The 19169-nt window shown below is 52.0% G+C and carries 10 protein-coding genes; 8 read left to right on the plus strand and 2 right to left on the minus strand.

The annotated features are described in order from the left end of the window. Positions 1–1102: 1102 nt before the first annotated feature. The gene (locus P8N76_09500; protein ID MDG2381899.1) at positions 1103–3868 is read right to left on the minus strand and encodes a pitrilysin family protein; all 2766 of its coding nucleotides are present in this window, start codon (positions 3866–3868) and stop codon (positions 1103–1105) included. A 937-nt stretch (positions 3869–4805) separates the two neighbouring features. Between P8N76_09500 and P8N76_09505 the strand changes: the two genes are divergently transcribed. The 5 genes from P8N76_09505 (at position 4806) to P8N76_09525 (ending at position 15448) form a co-directional block, all read left to right on the plus strand. Beyond that, the gene (locus P8N76_09505; protein MDG2381900.1) at positions 4806–5765 is read left to right on the plus strand and encodes a PEP-CTERM sorting domain-containing protein; all 960 of its coding nucleotides are present in this window, start codon (positions 4806–4808) and stop codon (positions 5763–5765) included. 596 nt (positions 5766–6361) lie between these two features. Further along, positions 6362–10309 (plus strand): c-type cytochrome, encoded by a 3948-nt coding sequence (locus P8N76_09510; GenBank protein MDG2381901.1) that lies wholly within the window; start codon positions 6362–6364, stop codon positions 10307–10309. Continuing rightward, on the plus strand, positions 10306–11025 hold the full coding sequence (locus tag P8N76_09515) for a DUF1080 domain-containing protein (protein MDG2381902.1): 720 nt from the start codon (positions 10306–10308) through the stop codon (positions 11023–11025). Before P8N76_09510 ends, P8N76_09515 begins: the two co-directional genes overlap by 4 nt. A 205-nt stretch (positions 11026–11230) precedes the next feature. Continuing rightward, on the plus strand, positions 11231–12547 hold the full coding sequence (locus P8N76_09520) for a DUF1501 domain-containing protein (GenBank protein ID MDG2381903.1): 1317 nt from the start codon (positions 11231–11233) through the stop codon (positions 12545–12547). A gap of 645 nt (positions 12548–13192) precedes the next feature. Then, positions 13193–15448 carry a PEP-CTERM sorting domain-containing protein gene (locus tag P8N76_09525; GenBank protein MDG2381904.1) on the plus strand — a complete coding sequence of 752 codons (2256 nt, stop codon included), beginning with the start codon at positions 13193–13195 and terminating at the stop codon, positions 15446–15448. Between the two features lie 188 nt (positions 15449–15636). Here P8N76_09525 and P8N76_09530 read toward each other — a convergent pair whose 3' ends face one another. Next, entirely contained in the window at positions 15637–15864 is a 228-nt protein-coding gene (locus P8N76_09530) for a hypothetical protein (GenBank protein MDG2381905.1), read from the minus strand. An 820-nt stretch (positions 15865–16684) separates the two neighbouring features. Here P8N76_09530 and P8N76_09535 point away from each other — a divergent pair. From P8N76_09535 to P8N76_09545, 3 genes are all read left to right on the plus strand, one after another. After that, the gene (locus P8N76_09535) at positions 16685–17350 is read left to right on the plus strand and encodes a hypothetical protein (protein ID MDG2381906.1); all 666 of its coding nucleotides are present in this window, start codon (positions 16685–16687) and stop codon (positions 17348–17350) included. 225 nt (positions 17351–17575) lie between these two features. Continuing rightward, a complete protein-coding gene (locus tag P8N76_09540) occupies positions 17576–18541 on the plus strand; it encodes a DUF1559 domain-containing protein (GenBank protein ID MDG2381907.1) in 966 nt (321 codons plus the stop codon). A 129-nt stretch (positions 18542–18670) separates the two neighbouring features. Next, positions 18671–19168 carry a sigma-70 family RNA polymerase sigma factor gene (locus P8N76_09545; protein MDG2381908.1) on the plus strand — a complete coding sequence of 166 codons (498 nt, stop codon included), beginning with the start codon at positions 18671–18673 and terminating at the stop codon, positions 19166–19168. Position 19169 lies beyond the last annotated feature (1 nt).

Here is a 19169-nt window from a genome sequence, read left to right on the forward strand (position 1 = left end):
TTACCTGTCCATGGCGACGCATGCTTTGGGAAAATGAATTCGTAGTATACGAAACTTAAAGTTTGCCCGGGAATAACTGGATCCAAATAGTTGATTGCAGCCGCAAACTGCTTTCTATCTTCGGAGATGAATTTCAGGACGGAATGCCATCGTGAAGTCGACAGTTTGTTTGGTGTCGAGGTGAGTGCCGTGAAAGATCAGCCAATCAGTGATGTGTTGTGAGAGAGCAATTTAAGAAGCTTTTGGGACGAAAACGGCTGCGTAAAAAAACGCCGGGACTAACTTTCTATCGTTACGCTTACGCTTTCCATCGCTATCGACGTTGGTTGATGATGGCTTCCGCACCTTGTCCCCAGATGCTTTGACGTTGATTGTCGAATTCAACGAGGAAACCGTTTGGCGATGCAGTGAGCGTGAGTTCGTCCCGTGTGTGGGTCAAAATACCGTAAGCATGTCTGGGAATTGGGAGATTGAGTTGGTTGCGGTGCCTGGCCTATTTTAGCGCATCAGCCTGTTTTCGATGTCGGGAGAGTGAGTCGCACGTGTGGGGGCGACGAGCCGATCGCCCGTTTGATAACAGATTGTCGAAAAAGCGGTGACGACGTTTGCCATTCATTCGGCTTCCGAACTTAAGTCAGCAAGCGTCGGTTGCGTCGCGAAACCGGATATTCCCTCTTGGTTGACCCCACTGATCCACCGATTTTCGGTCGCGTCGATTTGTTGAGCAAAGAAATAAGAAAAAGTCACTTTTCAGCAGTTCGTGACATGATTCAACCGCTGCCAGCTGAGCAGACCGAGATGCGACCCGTGAAATGAACTTGGATTCTCTTTCACGTTGTGGCACCTTGCCTTCACAGGCATCAAAACGAAGTGGCGTTGAGGATCCCGATACGATCTATCGCGATTTGCCTGCTTTCGATGCTGGTATTTGAAATTGTCGATCGGTTTGACGATTTCAGGGCAAGTGCCGAAATGGGACGGATTGGATGTCAATCGATGAACTTGCTCTCTGTCGTTTCAAGATGCAGGGGGCGAACGATGTTGGCCCCGCTACAAGCGAATCATGGCGAGTTTGTGGTTGCTTGCCAATGAATGATTCCTGTTATTTGCCGACATCCTTCGTCTGTTCCTTGTTCGGCTTCGCGAAGTCACCGGCGGTGATTACAACCAGTCGATCGGGCTTGATGTAAGCTCGTAGTGCGTTGACGACATCTGCCGTCGTAAGCGCCTGAATCTGTGCTTCGCGATCGGCGTAATAGGCCATGGTCCGATCGACGTAAAGATTGCTACTGAGAATGCTGGCCAGAATAGAATCGTTCGCTCGGCTGACACGTTGACGTTGTAAGTAGCCTTGTTTTGCTTGTTCAAGCTCCTCGTCTGTGATGCCCTTTTTTAAAAGTAGTTCCAGTTCTTCCTGGATGACAGCGACGACTTTTGGCGTGTTTTGCGGGTTAGAGATCGCGCTGATTCGAAAGCTAGCGACGCGGTCAATTGGATGAGCCGAGAAGCGTGAACTCACGCCATAAGAAAGTCCCTCTTGCTGGCGGACGCGATTTCCCAAACGCGAAGAAAGCGAGCCGCCGCCAAAGATGAAGTTGCCAATTAGCAGCGCGGGATAGTCCTTGTTTTCGTCACGCATCGCAACCGTCAATCCCGCCGAATACTGTGCATTCGCCTTGTCGGGAGTTTCGATCGCTACGCTTTCACCGGCAACGTTGAATAGTTCGCTGGGCACGCGTTCAAAACGGCGTTTGGCACTCCAGCCATTTCCCAGATCTGCAAGTGCCGGCTGGACCTCCGCTGGGTCAAAGTCACCGACAACGATGATTTCTCCCGCCTGTGCACCAAGGAACTCACGATACAACGTTGCAACCTTTTCATTGGTAAGTTCTTTGTACCATTTTTCACTCTCGTTAAATGTCGGCACATATCGAACGCTGTTGGCAGGGTAGGGCGACAGGATTCGGCTGAGTCGATTGGTGGCGAGCACATGCGGTTGCGTCCGAACCTGGGCGATGGCGGCGACCTGGCGATTACGCAAGATCTCGAATTCCTTCTCTGAGAGAGCCGGTTCGCGCAAAACCTGCTTGAGCAGTCCAATGACGTCAAGGAGTGTTTCTCGCTTGGTTTCTACTGCGAAGTTTGCCAGCCCGTAGGGCGAGCCTGATCCGGCAAGTTGTGCTTGGAGCCGATCAAGTTGATCCTCGAGCTGTGCTCGACCAAGTTGCTTTGTGCCACGGGTCATTAGCACTGGCAAGAATTCTGCTGCAGCGTGGTACCCAACAAGACTTTTTGCATCTCCAAACCTCAGGGTGACCTGCAGTTGTACGGCGTTGCCACGCGTCTCTTTGGGCAACATCGCGAGCTTCATTCCGCTTGGTAGAGTTGTACGAATCGTTTTAGCTTCGATTGCTGCCGGCGAGGTGTCAAAAGCGGCGACTTCTGCTTTCGCCTCTCGTCCTTTGAAGTCGGCAAGCAATGCTTCAATGTCGGGTGTTGCAGGTACTGCGACCCGTTCCGGTTCCTTGGACGGAATGTAAACCCCTAAGGTGCGGTTGCTGCGTGCGAGGTATTCCGAGGCGACGCGTGTGACATCGGCGGGGGTGACGGCTTCGATGCGATCACGGTAGAGAAAGTACAGTCGCCAGTCGCCTTGAGAGACCCAATTGCTCAATTCGACGGCGATTGACGAAGTATCTGCCTGCGCCAGTTCCCACTGTTTCAGAATCTTGCGCTTGGCGCGTTCGACTTCGGTTTCGGTCACGCCGTCTTTTTCGACCGATTCGACGTTGGCAAGGATGATGTCTCGGACTTCATCCAAGTTCTCACCATCCGGTACCGACGCGAAGACCCAAAACAAGCCTGGGTCATGAGAGCCACGAGCAAAGGCGAACACCTGTGTCGCTTTTTGGCTTTCAACGAGATTCTTGTAAAGACGGCCCGATGGTGCGGACGTTAAGATGTTTGCTAACACTGACAGTGGAGCATAGTCCCCATGAGCGCCCGATGGCACATGATAGGCAGCTGCAACAGCACCCACTTCACCGACACGGCGTAACTCGACAGAACGTTGCCCATCTTGAGCTGGCTCAATCGTGTACGTGTTGTCAAGCTTGCGGGTGGGACGCGGAATCGTACCGAAATATTTGTTGATGTAAGTCAATGCTTTGGCTTCATTAAACTTTCCAGCCACAATTAAGAATGCGTTGTCGGGTTGGTAATATCGTCGGTAGAAATCACGTAGCTTGTTGATAGGTACTCGTTCGATGTCACTTCGATTACCAATCGTCGTTTTGCCATAGTTGTGCCACTCAAAAGCAGCCGCTGCGATACGCTTTCTCAAGACCGCAAGGGGTTGGTTCTCTCCTCGCTCAAACTCGTTCCTGACAACCGTCATTTCAGAGGCGAGGTCTTCACCTTTGATGAAGCTATTGATCATTCGGTCAGCTTCTAACCGGATGGCAAATTCAAGATTCTCATCGCTGGCCGGAAGCGTCTCGTAATAGTTGGTTCGATCTAAGGAGGTTGTTCCGTTGAATTTCGCGCCTCGATCTTGCAACGCTTTTGGTACATTGGGATGTAAGGGTGTTCCTTTGAAGACCATGTGCTCAAGGAGATGAGCCATGCCGGCCTCTCCGTATCCTTCATGTCGCGATCCCACCATGATCGTGAGATTGACTGTCACGGTTGGACGAGATGGGTCCGGCAACAACAAAACTCTGAGACCGTTTGCGAGTTTATATTCGGTAATTCCCTCGACGGTCCGAATTTTTGTTGCTTTTTCAGGCGCTGTTTCTGCACTCCAGGCGAGGCCTGTTATCGCTACAGCAATCAGTAGCCCGAAAATACCCGTCGTTTTTAAACTCACGGTAAATCACCTTTGTTGGCCGGTTTTCGTTCTTGGGAGGTTTTGCTCTGGCGACGCCTTTCGTCCGCCGGTCGGTATCATCCCCTTGCTTCGCCCGATGTGCAACCGAGCTTAGAAGAGCGAACAGTAGATTCTCCTTGATCAGAAAGAAAATTCTTGTTTTTCTGAATAGAAACCGCTTAGCCGGAATCTCAACCTGGCTGCCAGCCGCCAGTCGGTCGATGATGGCTCCGGTGGCTGCGGAGGTTGTCGGTTTGGGAAAGGCCAAGTGAAAGCACGGCGGAACACGGCGATTTGAGTTAGATCAGTTGGAGAGCCGGCATGGTCTGCTCGCCCAGACGTTACTTTTTGCGAGGGAGGTTTTTTATTCAATACTCGTCCGATTCGTGGTAGCCAAAGTTCAAGGAAATTTACTCTTCGTCCAAAGCGATGGGGGCGGATTGCCGGGCTGCTGTTTATATTCTTACCGATTGTTTGCTATTCGTTTCTCCGGCAGCTAAAATCGGAGCACGCCGAATTCTCGGTCTGACTGCGGCATTCAAGTTGCGGGTGTTAGCCGTTCAGTTGAATTGGATGCTGCTTGGTGGGCGCGAGGTAGCGGAGGCTGCATTTTGAAATTGCTTTATCCCCAAGAGTTTCGGAGGAAACTGGAATGATCGAGGCGTTGATTCAGATGATTTGTGCAAAAAGAGAATCGATCGATAGACTTCAGTCTTTCAGATTCATCTGTTTTGCTTTGTTAGTGTCGACGTTTCTGAGTACTCAAAGCTTTGCCGCTTTTTGGACCGGCGAAGGGGAGGATACTCTGTGGGACAATCCAGAAAACTGGTCGGGAAACAAAGTTCCTGTTGGAACTTCCGCGTTCGTCAGTGGAACCCCGGCCCGAGGTAAAAAGGGACCCCTTATCGAAGAGGGGATGGAAGCAAGCGTGTCCGTGATGATTGGTGACGATGGTTCTCCCAAGCTGAGAATGACCGGCGGCAGTCTCGACGTCACAGGTAGAGGGATTTTCTGGGGGGAGTTCGGTAGGGCGACCTTCGAAATGAGTGGTGGCGTTGTCAACTTAACCGGCAACCCCGGTATGCTCATCATGGGCGATCAAAGCACGGTGGATGCTCCGAAAAGCTCCACGGGAATCTTGGAAATGACCGGCGGCGAGTTTAATGTCAATGGTCTTGAGATGCCGGGAGATGGACAGCGGGGAGTTGGCGAAATCGGACTTTATGGTGGCACGCTGAACGTCGGCAGTCGAGATTTGAATCTGTACCGAGGTGCAGAAATTGACATCACCGAAGGTGTGTTGACGGTTGCAGGCGACAAGCGAGATGACATCGCTTCCTACATCCAAAGCAAATGGTTGAAAGGCTATGATGGCGATGCGGAACTGGCCGTGACATTTGCCGGTGGCCGTACGACGGTGAAAGCGATCGATCCTAATCCTTCGATCCCTGGCGATTACAACGAGAATGGTCTGTTAGATGTTATTGATCTCGATCTGCATGCGTCCCAGGGGATCGCGAAGCAGAATCTGGATTACGACACGAACGGTGACGGTTTCGTAAACACGACTGACCGTGTTGTTTGGACCAACTTTCTCAAAAATACCTGGATGGGAGATGCGGACCTCAGCGGTGAATTCGATAGTTCTGACTTGGTCACCGTATTCGCTTTTGCGAAGTACGAGACGGGTGCATTAGCGACTTGGCGTCAGGGTGACTGGAATGGCGACATGCGGTTCGGTTCAGGTGACTTAGTCGAAGCTTTCGGCAACGCCGGCTACGACAAAGGTCCTCGACCTGGTGGTCCGAATGCATTAACAGCGGCGGTACCGGAACCATCAACATTTGTCTTACTGTTGATGTCTGGGCTCGTTCTGCTGCGTCGTAAGCGACAGTAAGCCGATCTAGAAGAATCCTTTCGCGGGAGTGTAATCACCGCCGCGAATTAGAAACAGAGGAAGCGTCTGATCGCTTCCTCTGTTTTCGCGCTGCGGGGTATTACTGCGGGGTATTACTGCGGGGTATTACTGCGGGGTATTACTGCGGGGCCATTTCTATTGATCCGAGTTTCCAGATGAGTCACTCTCGGAATGAGCTGGTCCAGCTCAATCCGAGAGTGACTCTCTTTCGTTGACAACTGCTTGAGTCGAGCTTTGCTGATTTCTCGTGCGGGGCATTTTTCGCCATCGCCGGGCCTCTCAGCTCTTGTCTGCTTCGAATTGTGACGAATGGATCTATTCAGGATCTACGTGGCTTTTACATTCTAGGCGGAATAGGTGCAAATTGAGGAGCTTAACGCGAAGCAGAACGGATCGCTTGCTTTGCGATCCTCCCCGACCATAAAATGATTTTGTTTACAAGCGTATGGTGATTTGGTTACCGATTGATTGAAAGGCTACCGCACCGGACCACGACCGCCCCTGGAGGCAGTTGCTAATGATTACAGAAACGCAAAACTGGGACGAACGTCGCCTGAATCGATGAGGAGTAGAGATTGACGCACGCAATAATAGATTTCTGTTGGGATGTTTTGAGTGATCGGGATGGAGACCAGCCGAGTCGGAATCGGTTGATTGGGAAACGATCCATCTCATCGGTGTTGAGTTGGGTGACGCTACTTTTTGTCGCCAACTGTGTCCAAGCCCAACCGAAATTTGAGTGTCAGCAAGACGAGGTCATTGTCTGGATGGGAGGAGCTAATCTGTTGCACATGCAGCAGGCGGGCTATCTCGAAGCCTGGCTTGCGAAAGAATTTTCATCACAGCGTCCCTCCTTTCGTGATCTTAGCTGGGAAGCGGACACGGTGTTTCGGCAGGGAACTATTTTCGAGCGTTGGCGAATCGATGGATTCGGGAACCTTGATGATCAACTCGAACGTGTCGGAGCGACGACCATAATCGCTCAATTCGGTCAGTTGGAGTCGATGGCCGGTTTGCGTGGTCGGGATGAATTTATCACGGCTTACAAAAAGTTGATTGACCTCTATCAGAAACACGGCCGGCAGATTGTATTGATTGCGCCGTCTCGTTTTGAATCACCACCGGATCGTTTGATTCCGAATTTGAGCCAACATAACGCCGACCTAGGGTTGTACGTTGATGCGATCAAGCAGCTCGCGACCGATCGGGGCTTGAACTTTGTCGACCTATATTCCAGCGAACTCTCCGACTTAACAGACGATGGAATGCATGTCCGACCAGCGTCTCAATTAGCGATGTCGCGGGAAATTGCCAATCAGTTGGGTGTGGAGACGGAAGAGATAGAAGGTTTGGAGTTGTTGCGAAGCGCGGTGATTGAAAGACATCGACTTTGGTATGACTATTGGCGTCCTGCCAACTGGAAGTTGCTCTATGGGGATGATGGCGAACGACAATTCACACGCGGGGGGGAGAATTACATCCCTTTTAAGGCAGAGTGGCGAAAGCTGTTGCCTTTGATTGATCAGGCCGAACAACGAGTCTGGCAGGTTGCGAGTGACGGCGAGGATCTTGGGCTTAAGCGACCAACGCCGGAAGTGTTGCATGGTGCTGCAGATGCGGATATCGATGTTGAACTGTCGTCGTTCTCGACGATCGCAGGATTAAAAGTCAATCTGTTCGCGTCCGAACGCGAAGGGTTGACGTCGCCACTTGCGTTGCGTTGGGACCCACAAGGTCGCATGTATGTAACCGTTACCACGACTTATCCTCATGTGTTCCCGGGAGATTTGCCCAACGACAAAATTATCATGTTGGAGGACACGAATGGTGACGGCAAAGCGGATCGTTCGATCGTGTTTGCGGAAGGCTTGAACATTCCCACGGGTTTGGAATTTGGAGACGGAGGCGTTTACGTTGGTCAAAATACCGAATTGCTTTTTTTGAAAGACCATGACGGTGATGGAAAGGCGGATGAGCGACGTCGGCTGCTGGGTGGTTTTGGCAATGGCGATTCTCATCAAACGATCAATTCATTCATCTGGAGTCCGGGTGGTGAATTGTTCTTTGGACAGGGGGATGGCTGCGAATCACGTGTGGAAACCCCTTGGGGCTCAAGCGATCTTTATCAGGCAGGTTTTTATCGTTTCCGTCCCAAGCGATTGCAGTTGGACCCGCTTTTGGATGATTTCATGGGGCCCGGTAATCCGTGGGGAGTTGCCTTTGACGCTTGGGGACAAATCTTCAGTGTTGATGGTGCCGGGGGCGTGACCTTTCTTTCACCCGGACAGGTTTCCACCTCACACCGATTGAGAATTCGCACGATCGGGAAACCAGGAGGCTATTGCGGGATTGGCTATCTCGATGGGCGTCATCTTCCCCCAGCTTTACGTGGTAGTTTTGCCATCGGCGATTACAAAGCGAATCGCATCAAACGATTTACGGTAGCAAGCCAACAAGCCGGTTTTAAACTCGAATGGCAGCCCCCTTTACTTCATTCGAAGCATCGTAATTTTCGCCCGATTGATGTGAAGGTTGGCCCTGATGGAGCGATCTACGTCGTGGATTGGTACAATCCGATCGCCTGTCATCAAGATGATGCTTATCGTGATCCAACGCGTGACAAAGCGCATGGACGGATCTGGCGAATCTCGACGCAAGAACCGACGATTCAGCCACCAAAACTGAGCCAGATTTCGACGGCTGAAGTTCTCGATGGATTGATGGCGCCCGAACATTGGACTCGTTATCAGGCGAAACGGACGCTCACCGAACGTGACGTTAACGAGGTGGCAACTGAACTCAATCGATGGGTTCGTGAGCTCGATCCGCAGCAACCTGCTTATGAGCATCATCTGTACGAAGCTTTGGGGGCCTACGAGACAATTGAGGTGGTCGAACCCTCGCTCTTGACGCGTTTACTCCATGCGCGTGAACCCATGGCACGAGCCTATGCGACTCGTGTAGTCGGTCGTTGGCATGATCGATTGGAGAGCCCATTGACCTTGCTGGCGGAACGCGTTCGAGATGAGCATCCACTTGTCCGAATGGAGGCGGTGATCGCCTGCTCAGCAATCAATTCACCCTTGTCGATGGTTGTCGCTGCCTGTGTCAGCGACCAACCTCGAGACGAATGGATTGAATATGCGTTCAAGCAAACGATCCATCAATTACGCCCCTCGTGGTTTCCTGCTTTCCAACGGGGGGAACTGAATTTTGAACAACCGAAACATTTGATTGCGGTGTTAAACGAGGTAGGCGGCCAGGAGGTCGTAGAAAGCCTCAAGCAACTGGTTGGCTCCCAGGAGCTGTCTCGTGACGCCCGGGCTACTGCTTCCGCTGCAATTTTTGCGGTGGGTGCTCCGCAGGATTTGTGCGATTTTGGCCTTGATGTGTCGCAATTCGAAGAAGCCGAGGTTTATCAGGCTGCCTTTCACGCGGAGGTCCTTTCGCGTTTGGTGGAGGTCGCTCGCTTTCGAGACGTTCGGCCTGCAGGTGATTTGGCCGATCTCCTACTGCCCTTTTTGAGCGATGGGAATGACTCTTCACTTCAAGCTCAAACCTTGACGCTGATTGGCATTTGGGGCGTGGTTGAATTGGGGGAACGTGTCTCGGAGATGGCTCAAGATAATCGTTTGCCATCGGCCACACGGACGGCTGCTTTGCATGCGATGGGACAGATGAAGCTGCCAGGCTCTGAAGCTGTCTTGGTCAAAGTCGCCACTTCGAATGTAGCCTTCTCAATTCGCGCCGCAGCGGTGCAGGCACTCATCGGAAGAAACGTGTCGTTGGCGGCCGAGCTGGCAGGCCAGCTTTTTCGGGATCTCGATCAGCCGGATGCCGTCGAAACCGAATCCGTTTTGCAGGCGTTTCTTGATCAGCAGGGAGGCGCAGAGGCTCTCGCGATGTCATTGCGCGAAACGCCACTTTCCCTTCACCGTGCCAAACAAATGTTACGATCACTGTTTTCCACCGGTCGTTCGGACCAAGTTTTGTTGGATGTCTTAAATCGCTCTGCGGGGACGGCCTCGATATTACCGGAATTCAGTGAGGCGGAGGTGGCGCAACTTGTGACGGAGGCGGCCCAGCGGGGTGTGCCCGCACGTGGTGAAAAATGGTTTCGATCGCTGGCCTGCATTTCCTGCCATCAAGTGGGGGGGGAAGGTGACACGCAAATTGGCCCTGATCTGACCTCAATCGGTACAACCCTCGCGCCTGAACGAATTACCGAAGAGTTACTCTGGCCAAATCGGCAAGTCAAAGAGGGCTACTCAGTGGTCCAGGTGATTACCCATCAAGGCAAGATTTATCAGGGGTATGAACGTAACTCAAAGAAAAATCGATCATCCGGTGAGTTGTTGTTGCAAAAGATTGGTTCGTCCGAAACGGTCTCTATCAAACGAGAGGACATTGACGAGCTAGTGACAACAGGAAGCCCGATGCCTCGCGGACTGACCTCGGTACTTTCCCGTCCGCAATTGTTGGACCTCATTCAATACCTTTCAGATCTTGGGGAAATCAAATGAACTGTCGCTGCCGAATTCTGTTTCTTTTCGCCCTGATCCTCACGGTGCCCAGCATCGGGTCCGCGGCGGAATCGGACGTCGAAGCCGGTTTTGTCTCAATCTTCGACGGCAAGACTCTTGACGGTTGGACAGTGATGCCGGCAAAGGCTGTAAAGGCTTGGCAAGTTGAAAAGGGTGCCATTGTTGGCAATGGTGACAAGGGTCGAAGTTATTTAGTTTACGACAAGCACGACATTGCTGATTTTGAACTCAAGCTCAGTTATCGCTTTCCAGGGAAAGGAAATAGTGGGGTGAGTATTCGCGCCCGTGAAGATGAAACCGGAAAGCGCGGCTTTCAGAGTTACCACGCCGATTTTGGTCATGTGGGAATTGGTCGACAGGTTCTCGGTGCATGGGATTTTCATACGCCAGGTCGCACCGAGCACGCTTGCTTTCGAGGCGATCGGCTGGTGATTGATGAAAATGACCAACCCGCGATCACAAAAATTGATGGAGCCGTGACTTTAGACGATATTCATCGTGGTGGGTGGAATGATGTTCGAGTCGTTGCTCAGGGCAACCAATTCCGTTTTTATATCAATGGCAAGCTGTCATCGGAGTTTATCGAACATTTGGAGGCGAAACGCCGCCTACATAAGGGGATGATTCAGCTTCAATTGCACGACCCTGGGATGATTGTGGAGTTTAAGAATCTGCAGCTCAAAATTCTCAAATGAAACGTAAGTGAAAGAGAGTCTGTCGAGAATCGGCTGTCTTTCGGGCGTAAAATGCCGCAGAGTTGTCTGTAACTCATTTTGGCTGAGTTGATTGCGGGAAATCGTGCAGGCAAGTTGATGATTGCATCCGCTTGAACTGCGTAAGACAATGGGAAACGTCGTTTTTTGAACTGGGCAAGTGGAAGGTTCAAAAGAGAACATTGACATGGATGATTTGCTGGTTAATCGACGAGAGCTCCTACGTATTGGCGGTGTCTCTATCTTGGGCGGGCTTGTGTCGCAACACGGCGAAGCGGCCTCCGTGGCACCGCAAGCGGAGAGCTGTATTTTTATCTTGTTGCAAGGTGGTCCGAGTCATATCGATTTATGGGATCCAAAACCGAAGGCACCGCCGGAAATTCGAGGCCCCTACCAGACCATTCGGACCTCCGTGCCCGGTGTCGAATTTGGTGAACCTCTTTCTCACACGGCTCGGGTGGCTCATCATTTGTCCGTGGTGCGATCAATGACTCATCGATTCACCAATCATATTGCGGGTACATATGTCACTTTAACAGGCTCAGTGAATCAACCCGACCAGGATCGGGAAGCCCATGTTAACGATTTTCCGGGGCCTGGCGCGGTCTTGAATCATCTAACTCGAAGCGTGGGATCCGTGCCTTGTAGCGTTTCGCTCCCCAATTGGTTGAGCATTCCCGGGCCTTCCAATCGTATGCCGGGACAGTACGGCGGATTTCTAGGAGCGGTTTCTGACCCGCTCGTGATCGAGGGTGATCCCAATCGCAACACGTATCAGCCACTTCAACTCGCCATGCAGGCGGGGATGACGAAGATGCGATTGAACAATCGATTGCAACTGATGAAACAACTCGATCAGATGGCTCGTCGCCTCGAAGTGGAGCTACGCCGTAAGCACGATGCGTTGCAACAGTCTGCCTACGATTTGGTGATTGATGGGAGAGTCCGAGAAGCGCTCGACCTTTCCAAGGAATCGACTCATGTGCGAGATCGCTATGGCCGCAACAAGTGTGGTCAGTCATTGTTGGTGGCTCGTCGACTGGTAGAAGCGGGAGTCAAATTCGTCGCTTACAATGCGTTCAATCAGGAATGGGACACGCATGGGAATCTAGAGCCGCGCTACAAACAAATTGTCCCACCGATTGATCAGGGTTTCGCCGCCTTAATTGAAGATCTTGCCAATCGCGGCCTCTTGGACAAAACGCTCGTGATTAATTCAGGAGAATTTGGGCGTACGCCTGTCATCAACAAACAAGCAGGTCGTGATCATTGGCCCAATGTCTATTCCACAACGCTTGCTGGAGGTGGAATCAAGTCAGGGCAAACGGTGGGAGCCAGTGATTGGAAGGGCGGTGAAGTGGCGGATCAGCCTATTTCTCCAGCTGATTTGCTTGCCACCATGTGGCACCAACTTGGGATTTCTCACCAAACAGAGATCCGAGATTCGTTGAATCGTCCCTTTGTGCTGTCGCGAGGGAGTGTTGTTCGCGACTTGATTGCATAGCTCAGGCTCGACGATTGTGAGCGGAATGTTCGGATGTCCAAGAACGAACCGAGTTTGGCAAAGGGCTGGATGAAAGCACGGATCCTTTTTCGCTGCCGGTGAATTTCTCCAGAAACGCCGCCAGGCGATGGGAACCGGTGTCCCAAGGCACGGAGCGAGTTGGCCGGATGCGTGATGATGGCTGACTGGAGCTTCCGCTGACTGAGGCGACAAACGGATTCCTTCTCTGCGCTTTTTAGATTTGCTTTGGTTCTTTCTTGCGCCTCAGGGGGGCGAGGTTCAAAATGAGAAGCAATGCGAGTCGCTAAGGTAACCGCCGTTCCGATTCTTAAACGGTTGTTGAATTTTTGAAGGCATGCTTATCGGCTTCACGTTTCAGCCCTTTCTTGGCTTAAAAGCGTCTTCTTCACAAGCTTCCAAGAATTTCTGTGAGCAAGCACGGAGGTGCGGTTGCATTATAGGATTTGTCGATTAGGTTAGGGAAACTGACAGATCTAAATGCTTTGGTTGTACCGACCGTAGCCTTCCTTGTGGCGTTCGATCCACTTGGCTGCGATGAACTCGCTGGTAGTGAGTTTGGCGGAATTTAGTTACGCAACCTTGATCGTTATTGTTTTGCCACGTTTTTTTCGAGCGGGGACGAAAATGAAAGTTTGGAATTTTAAGTATCTTGTTGCGGGGCTGATGTTAGCCCTCTGTTGTACATCGGTGAAAGCCGATGTCTTTGACCTTGATTTCGAAACCGATCCGGAAGACATGGGCATCGAATTTTTCGGCACATCGGAGTGGCGTGAAGATGATGGGTTTGATGACACCGGATATTTGAGCATTACCGATGCTCTGAATGGCCAACGTGGTGCTATTGTTTTCCCCGACTTGGCAAATGGGGAATCTCTGAAGGCTTTCAGTATCGAAGCTGACTTGCGTGTGGGTGGTGGTACGAGTCGACCTGCGGATGGTTTCAGTTTCAATTTTGCTCGTCCTGGTGACCCTGTCTTAGACGACGGTGAAGGTTGGGCTTCGAGCCCCACCAACGAAGGTAATCTTCCTGAAGAGGGAACAACCACAGGTTTGGCCATCGGCTTTGATGAATGGTTCAGCGGTGGTTCCGACGTTGTTGGCATGAGCATTCGACTCGACAACGATCTCGTCGATCAATACGAATTTCCTTTGTTGAACGGCGAAGTTGACGACCAAGATTCGTTGCAAACGGGCCCTGAAGGGGTTTTCGACGACGAATTACAGGACATGATGGATTGGGCTCATCTTTCGATCGAGCTTTGTGCAAACAACCTGAGTGTTAAATACAAAGACGTCGAAGTGTTCGACCAAGTGGTTGAATACGATCCAACACCTGGTTTGCTTGTTTTCGGTGGTCGAACGGGTGGAGCAAACGCTTATCACCATATCGACAATATCCAGGTCAAGACCGGAACGGATGTTGGCGAAGGTTGTGTCATTATTCCTCCGTCGTACGTCGCAGGCGAAAATGTGATTGGTACGCGAACTTTCGATGCCACCGTGTCGAACCAAGTGTTTGGCCCTGAGCAGCCTGGTGTTTCCGGACACTCCGGCCGTATTGTGACCGACACGGGACTAACGATCGACAGCATGACAGTCGCTGAAGAAATTCTCGAAGACGAAGAAGGCGATGTCGGATCTTACCCGGTTGTTGACATGGCAGGTGGCGGCGGAACGTTCCCCGTGAATCTCCCTTACCCGAACGGTGTCGCCGGTACCGGTCAAGAAGATTTTGCGGTTGAGACCGTCGCGGAAGTAGTGATTCCCGCCGGCACATGGACGGTTGGATTCGGTTCTGATGACGGTGGTGCACTCACGATTCCTGGTGTTGAGTTCACTGTGACTTCTGACACCAACGATAGCTTTGACGATGACCAGATTCGCTTCGAAGGAACTCGTGGTCATGGTTGGACCGTTGGTACTTTCACCTTGGACGAACCGCTAGAAACAGCGATCATCGGACAATTCTTCGAGCGAGGTGGCGGCGACAGTTTTGAAATCGCTGTCATCGAAGGCGAAGTGATTGAGGATGCTAGTCCTGACAATGGTTGGGAATTGCTTGGTGACGGTACGCTCGATTGGTCTGTGAAGCACACGGGTGTGCCTCTCGTCAGTGCCGACTTGAATGCTTCAGTCGTCGCAGAGCGTCCGTTGGAATTTGATGTCAATGGAGACTCCGGATCGGCTGATCAATTGGCGATCGAGAATCCTGACTCAGAAGTTTATACGACGATCTTGGATGTGGATGGTGTGACCTTCCAGATCAAGGGCGTTGGATCGTTCAGCACGGGTGAAAGCTTCAGCATCGTTGATGCGGATCAGATCACGGGAACGCCTATCTTGTCCTCGCTTGATCCTTCCCAGACTTGGGCATTTGATGCTGAGAATGGTTTGCTTTGTTACGAAGTTTGTGCCGGTACTTTGGTCGGCGATTACAACGGTAATGGCCTGCTTGACGCTGAAGACCTGGACTTGAACGCTGCTGTTGGTATCCCAAGCCAGGACTTGGCTTACGACCTCAACAACGATGGTTTGGTCAATACGGCTGATCGCAAGATCTGGGTGAACGACCTGAAGAACACCTGGATGGGTGATGCTGACTTGAACGGCGTCTTCGACAGTGGTGACTTGGTAACCGTCTTCGCAGCAGCGAAGTACGAAACAGGCCAAGCTGCAAGCTGGGGACAAGGCGACTGGAATGGCGACCAAAAGTTCGATTCTGGTGACTTGGTCGAAGCTTTCAGCAACGCTGGTTACAATGCGGGTCAGCGACCTGGTGGTCCTAATCCGGCAACAGCTGCTGTGCCTGAACCCTCCAGCCTCGTATTGGCGATGTTGAGCCTCTTCGGCTTGGTTGGATTCGCTCGTCGACGTAAGTAACCAACGATCGATTTGTTGGCTAACGTTTGATTAATCAAAAAAGGCTTCTTGGGAAACCAAGAGGCCTTTTTTTTTGCGCTGCAAGCGGGCCCGAGAACCGGGGTTCTTCATGTTGTCCCCGATGAAAAGTTGCCAATCCCGACACGGGATGTGACTTTTCATGACCCACTCTTTGTTACGCCTCCTCTTCAACCGCCTTCAAAAGAGTTGAGATGAGCGTGGAAGCGAGATGAGGAGATTTGGGTGTAGCGGTAGGTATAGTTTCGCTGGCCGACCCGGTGAGTGAACGTCTTCGAGTCGGGAAAGACGTCCGTGCGGACGCGGGCGCCATCAAGAGGCCCACCGTAAAAGACGATGTCGAATTCGTCAGACGGGCATCCGTAAGCGACGAACAATTGACGATTCTTGCGACTCACAGCTTTGCTCCAATCTAAACGCGATACGAAGGAAACCGTGGCATCGGTGGAAAGATTAACTTCGGGCTCGGCTGGATTAGCTGGAAGTGCTCACGATTTGAGGACGTAAACGGGAACCCGGTGGACTACCCAACACAGCATCATCTCCGGGGAGAGAATTATAGTGGCCGGCAGCGAATTGGCATTTGTAGAGTCAGGAAATCGTGCATTTCGTCTGTTTTGACGCGATATCTGCTCAGCGCAGTCAGACGGGAGTCGCATGAAAAAAACACTCTGACGTCATGGTCAAAGGACTGGGTTGTTGAGGAGATTCGGGGTGACAGGACGGCTATTGAATTTTTTGCTCGCCCAGTTTCACCTTGGCCTGAATTCATCGCTCGACTGTCTCAGCAAGTTCTCCGTGAGCGCCGAGTGTGCGTGTTGGTACTCTGGCCGTTTCAAATTGAAGTCGGTCTTCTTCACCTACGTCAGTGGGCCGCGAATCGTAAATGCTGAAGTTGACGCATCCTGCGCGAATTTTGTCGAGGTCGAATTAACAGGGGTGGGTTCACAAGGCGCGCTATATGGCTGGCTTCAAATTCTCTGGCAGGATGTCACACTTGGCCGCGCACGGACAATTATCAATAGAGAGCAAGAGAGGCAGCTTGAGCAAGCACTCGTACGTGTACCGTTTCGACGGAATGTGGAGGTGTGTCGCAGAGTGAATCTCGTAACACGCACGTTCCGTTCGTTGGCTCTCCGATCGTGACAGATTCGCACCTGATCTGAGAGCGAATTGTCTGAGCATCCTGTCTGAGCATCCTTATCTGGAGAAAAACACATGAAATCAAAGACTAGGTCATTCCGCAAGCTGCGGTCGGAATCACTTGAATCGCGACAACTGCTCCACGGTGGCGCTTTGGTCGGTGAACCACCGTCAGCGCCAGATATTGCTGAGAGCGTTTTCACGCGATTGAACACCAACGACGACACTGTCCTTACAGCGGATGACGGCATCGCAGGAAGAGTCTTGGAGCGACTCGCGGATGCTGATACTGACGGCAACGGAATCTCTCAAGCTGAACTAACCTCGCATATCGAGACCCGCATAGCTGAACGATCCGCCGGACATGCCGAAAGATTTGATGCAGCATTCGAGCGTCTCGATAAGAATGATGACGGAAGCGTGACAGCCGACGAAGTCTCAAACCGACGGTGGGAACGCATTTCCGAAGCGGCCGGCAATGACGACGCTGTGACTCAGGATGAACTAAGCGAACACCTGGAGGTGAAACGTGCCGAGCGACAAGTGGGCAACGGCGACACCCGCGCTGAAGCACGTGCAGCACGACAAGAAGCACGGGAAGCGCGACAAGAAGCACGTGCAGCACGACAGGAAGCACGACAGGAAGCACGTGCTGAGGCGGCTCAAGCAGAAACGCCAATCGGTTCACGCATGTCGAACGTGATCCAGAGAGTCCGCAGCCTTGGCCGCTTCCGTCGTTGATAGAGCGATCCTTGGTTGCGCGGAGCGGCCTGTTTAGAGACGAAGCGAAATCGACAAATCAGCCGCTGAGCGTTAACGCACGGCGGCTGATGATCATGTCGGAATCGAACCTGCTTCAGCGGAAAACGAATGGCCGCTGGATGGCGAGCAAACCATTGTTTGACCCTTTCAACAACCTATGCAAACGACCCCTGGCTATCGATTCTTCATAGGAGGCTGATTAGCGTGAGCCCTACCTCAAATCGCCGGTCGGTTGACGGATTCACACTTGTTGAACTTTTAGTTGTAATTGCAATTATCGGACTATTGGTGGCCATTTTGCTACCGGCCGTGAATGCTGCCAGATCAGCAGCCCGTCGCACGCAATGTATCAACAACACAAAACAGATTTGTCTGGCCATTGTCGCGTTTGAATCGGCACGTGGTCACTTACCCCAGCGTCCTTTCTTCAACAATAGGGCGATCTATCTTCAAGACGGCGAAATGAATGGCAAGAAAACAACTTCGACTCAGTTACTACCGTACATCGAAGGCACCACAGGCGTTGCGATTCGTCGTGACTCTGGCCTTTCCGGATCGAGTGTGCTTAGCGAACCCAGTTTCGCCTGCCCCTCCGACGTCGAGCAGATAATTACCGTATCGGCACGAGGAAAGACGTTTGCCGAACAGAAAGGGAATTACGGATTCAACTGGGGGTTTGCCGACTTTCGCAGGCCCGACAAAAATACACAGGGACCTTTCGCAGCCTATGCGGGGAAAACAACGTCCAAGATAAAATTCCAACACATCAGCGACGGGGCGAGCAAGACAATGGCCATAATTGAAATGCGAAAGGCTCCATTTCGATCGACTCAACCTACCCGACTCGTAGACGTACGTGGACGGATTTGGCGAAGCAAGGCGATTGGTGCCTACCACGTGTCTACGCGACAGACGCCCAACTCCGTCGAACCTGATCGAATTGTCCTTTGTTTGGATCGCCCCGACATCGGAATGCCGTGCGACAGGGTGCGGCTAAGAGCAGTTGGACAGGACTCCTACGTGACCGCGCGGAGTGCGCATGCAGGACTTGTCAACGTAGGAATGTGTGACGGATCAGTCCGTTCAATTCCCGATGAGATTGATGTGGCTGTGTGGCGCGCGATGTCGACAATGCGTGGCGGCGAAATTGGCACTCAATCCGATTTGTAATTGGTCAACGATCCAAAGTCACACTTCCCAGATTTCGTACGATAGAAGATAGTAGCAACAAGTTTCAATCACAGAGGTTATCAATTGCGCGAAAAACGAGATCGTTGCGAAATCTTGTTTGAGACGCTCGTGCGTGAGAACGAACGTGCGGTGACAGCGTATTTGCGGACGATGGTCCGCGACCCGGGGCTGGTCGACGACCTTTTTCAAGAAACGCTGATTACGGCTTGGAACAAGTTCGGCGAGTTCGATCCGACTCAGCCATTGGGCCCGTGGCTACGAGGAATTGCCTTCAACTTGGTGCGCAATGCGGCTCGTTCGAGGCGCCGCGACTGCCTAGTATTTGGTCCGACGGCTGAGGAAGCGATCGAGTCAATCTTTAGGAAATTCGACGGTATCAACGAAGCGTGGGAGGAGCAGGTTAGTGCAATTCGCGGCTGCGTCAATGAGTTGCCAGAGCGGTCTCGCAGGATCGTGGAATTGCGATATGAGCGAAACTCGAACGCGGCACAAATCGCTCAGTGCGAGTCAAGTTCACCGGCGGCGATACGCAAACAGTTGCAGCGGATACGACAACTGTTGGCCGAATGCATACAGCGAAAGACGGAGCGTTCGGCACCCGCTTGAG

The organism is Pirellulaceae bacterium (assembly GCA_029243025.1).
Classification (GTDB): domain Bacteria; phylum Planctomycetota; class Planctomycetia; order Pirellulales; family Pirellulaceae.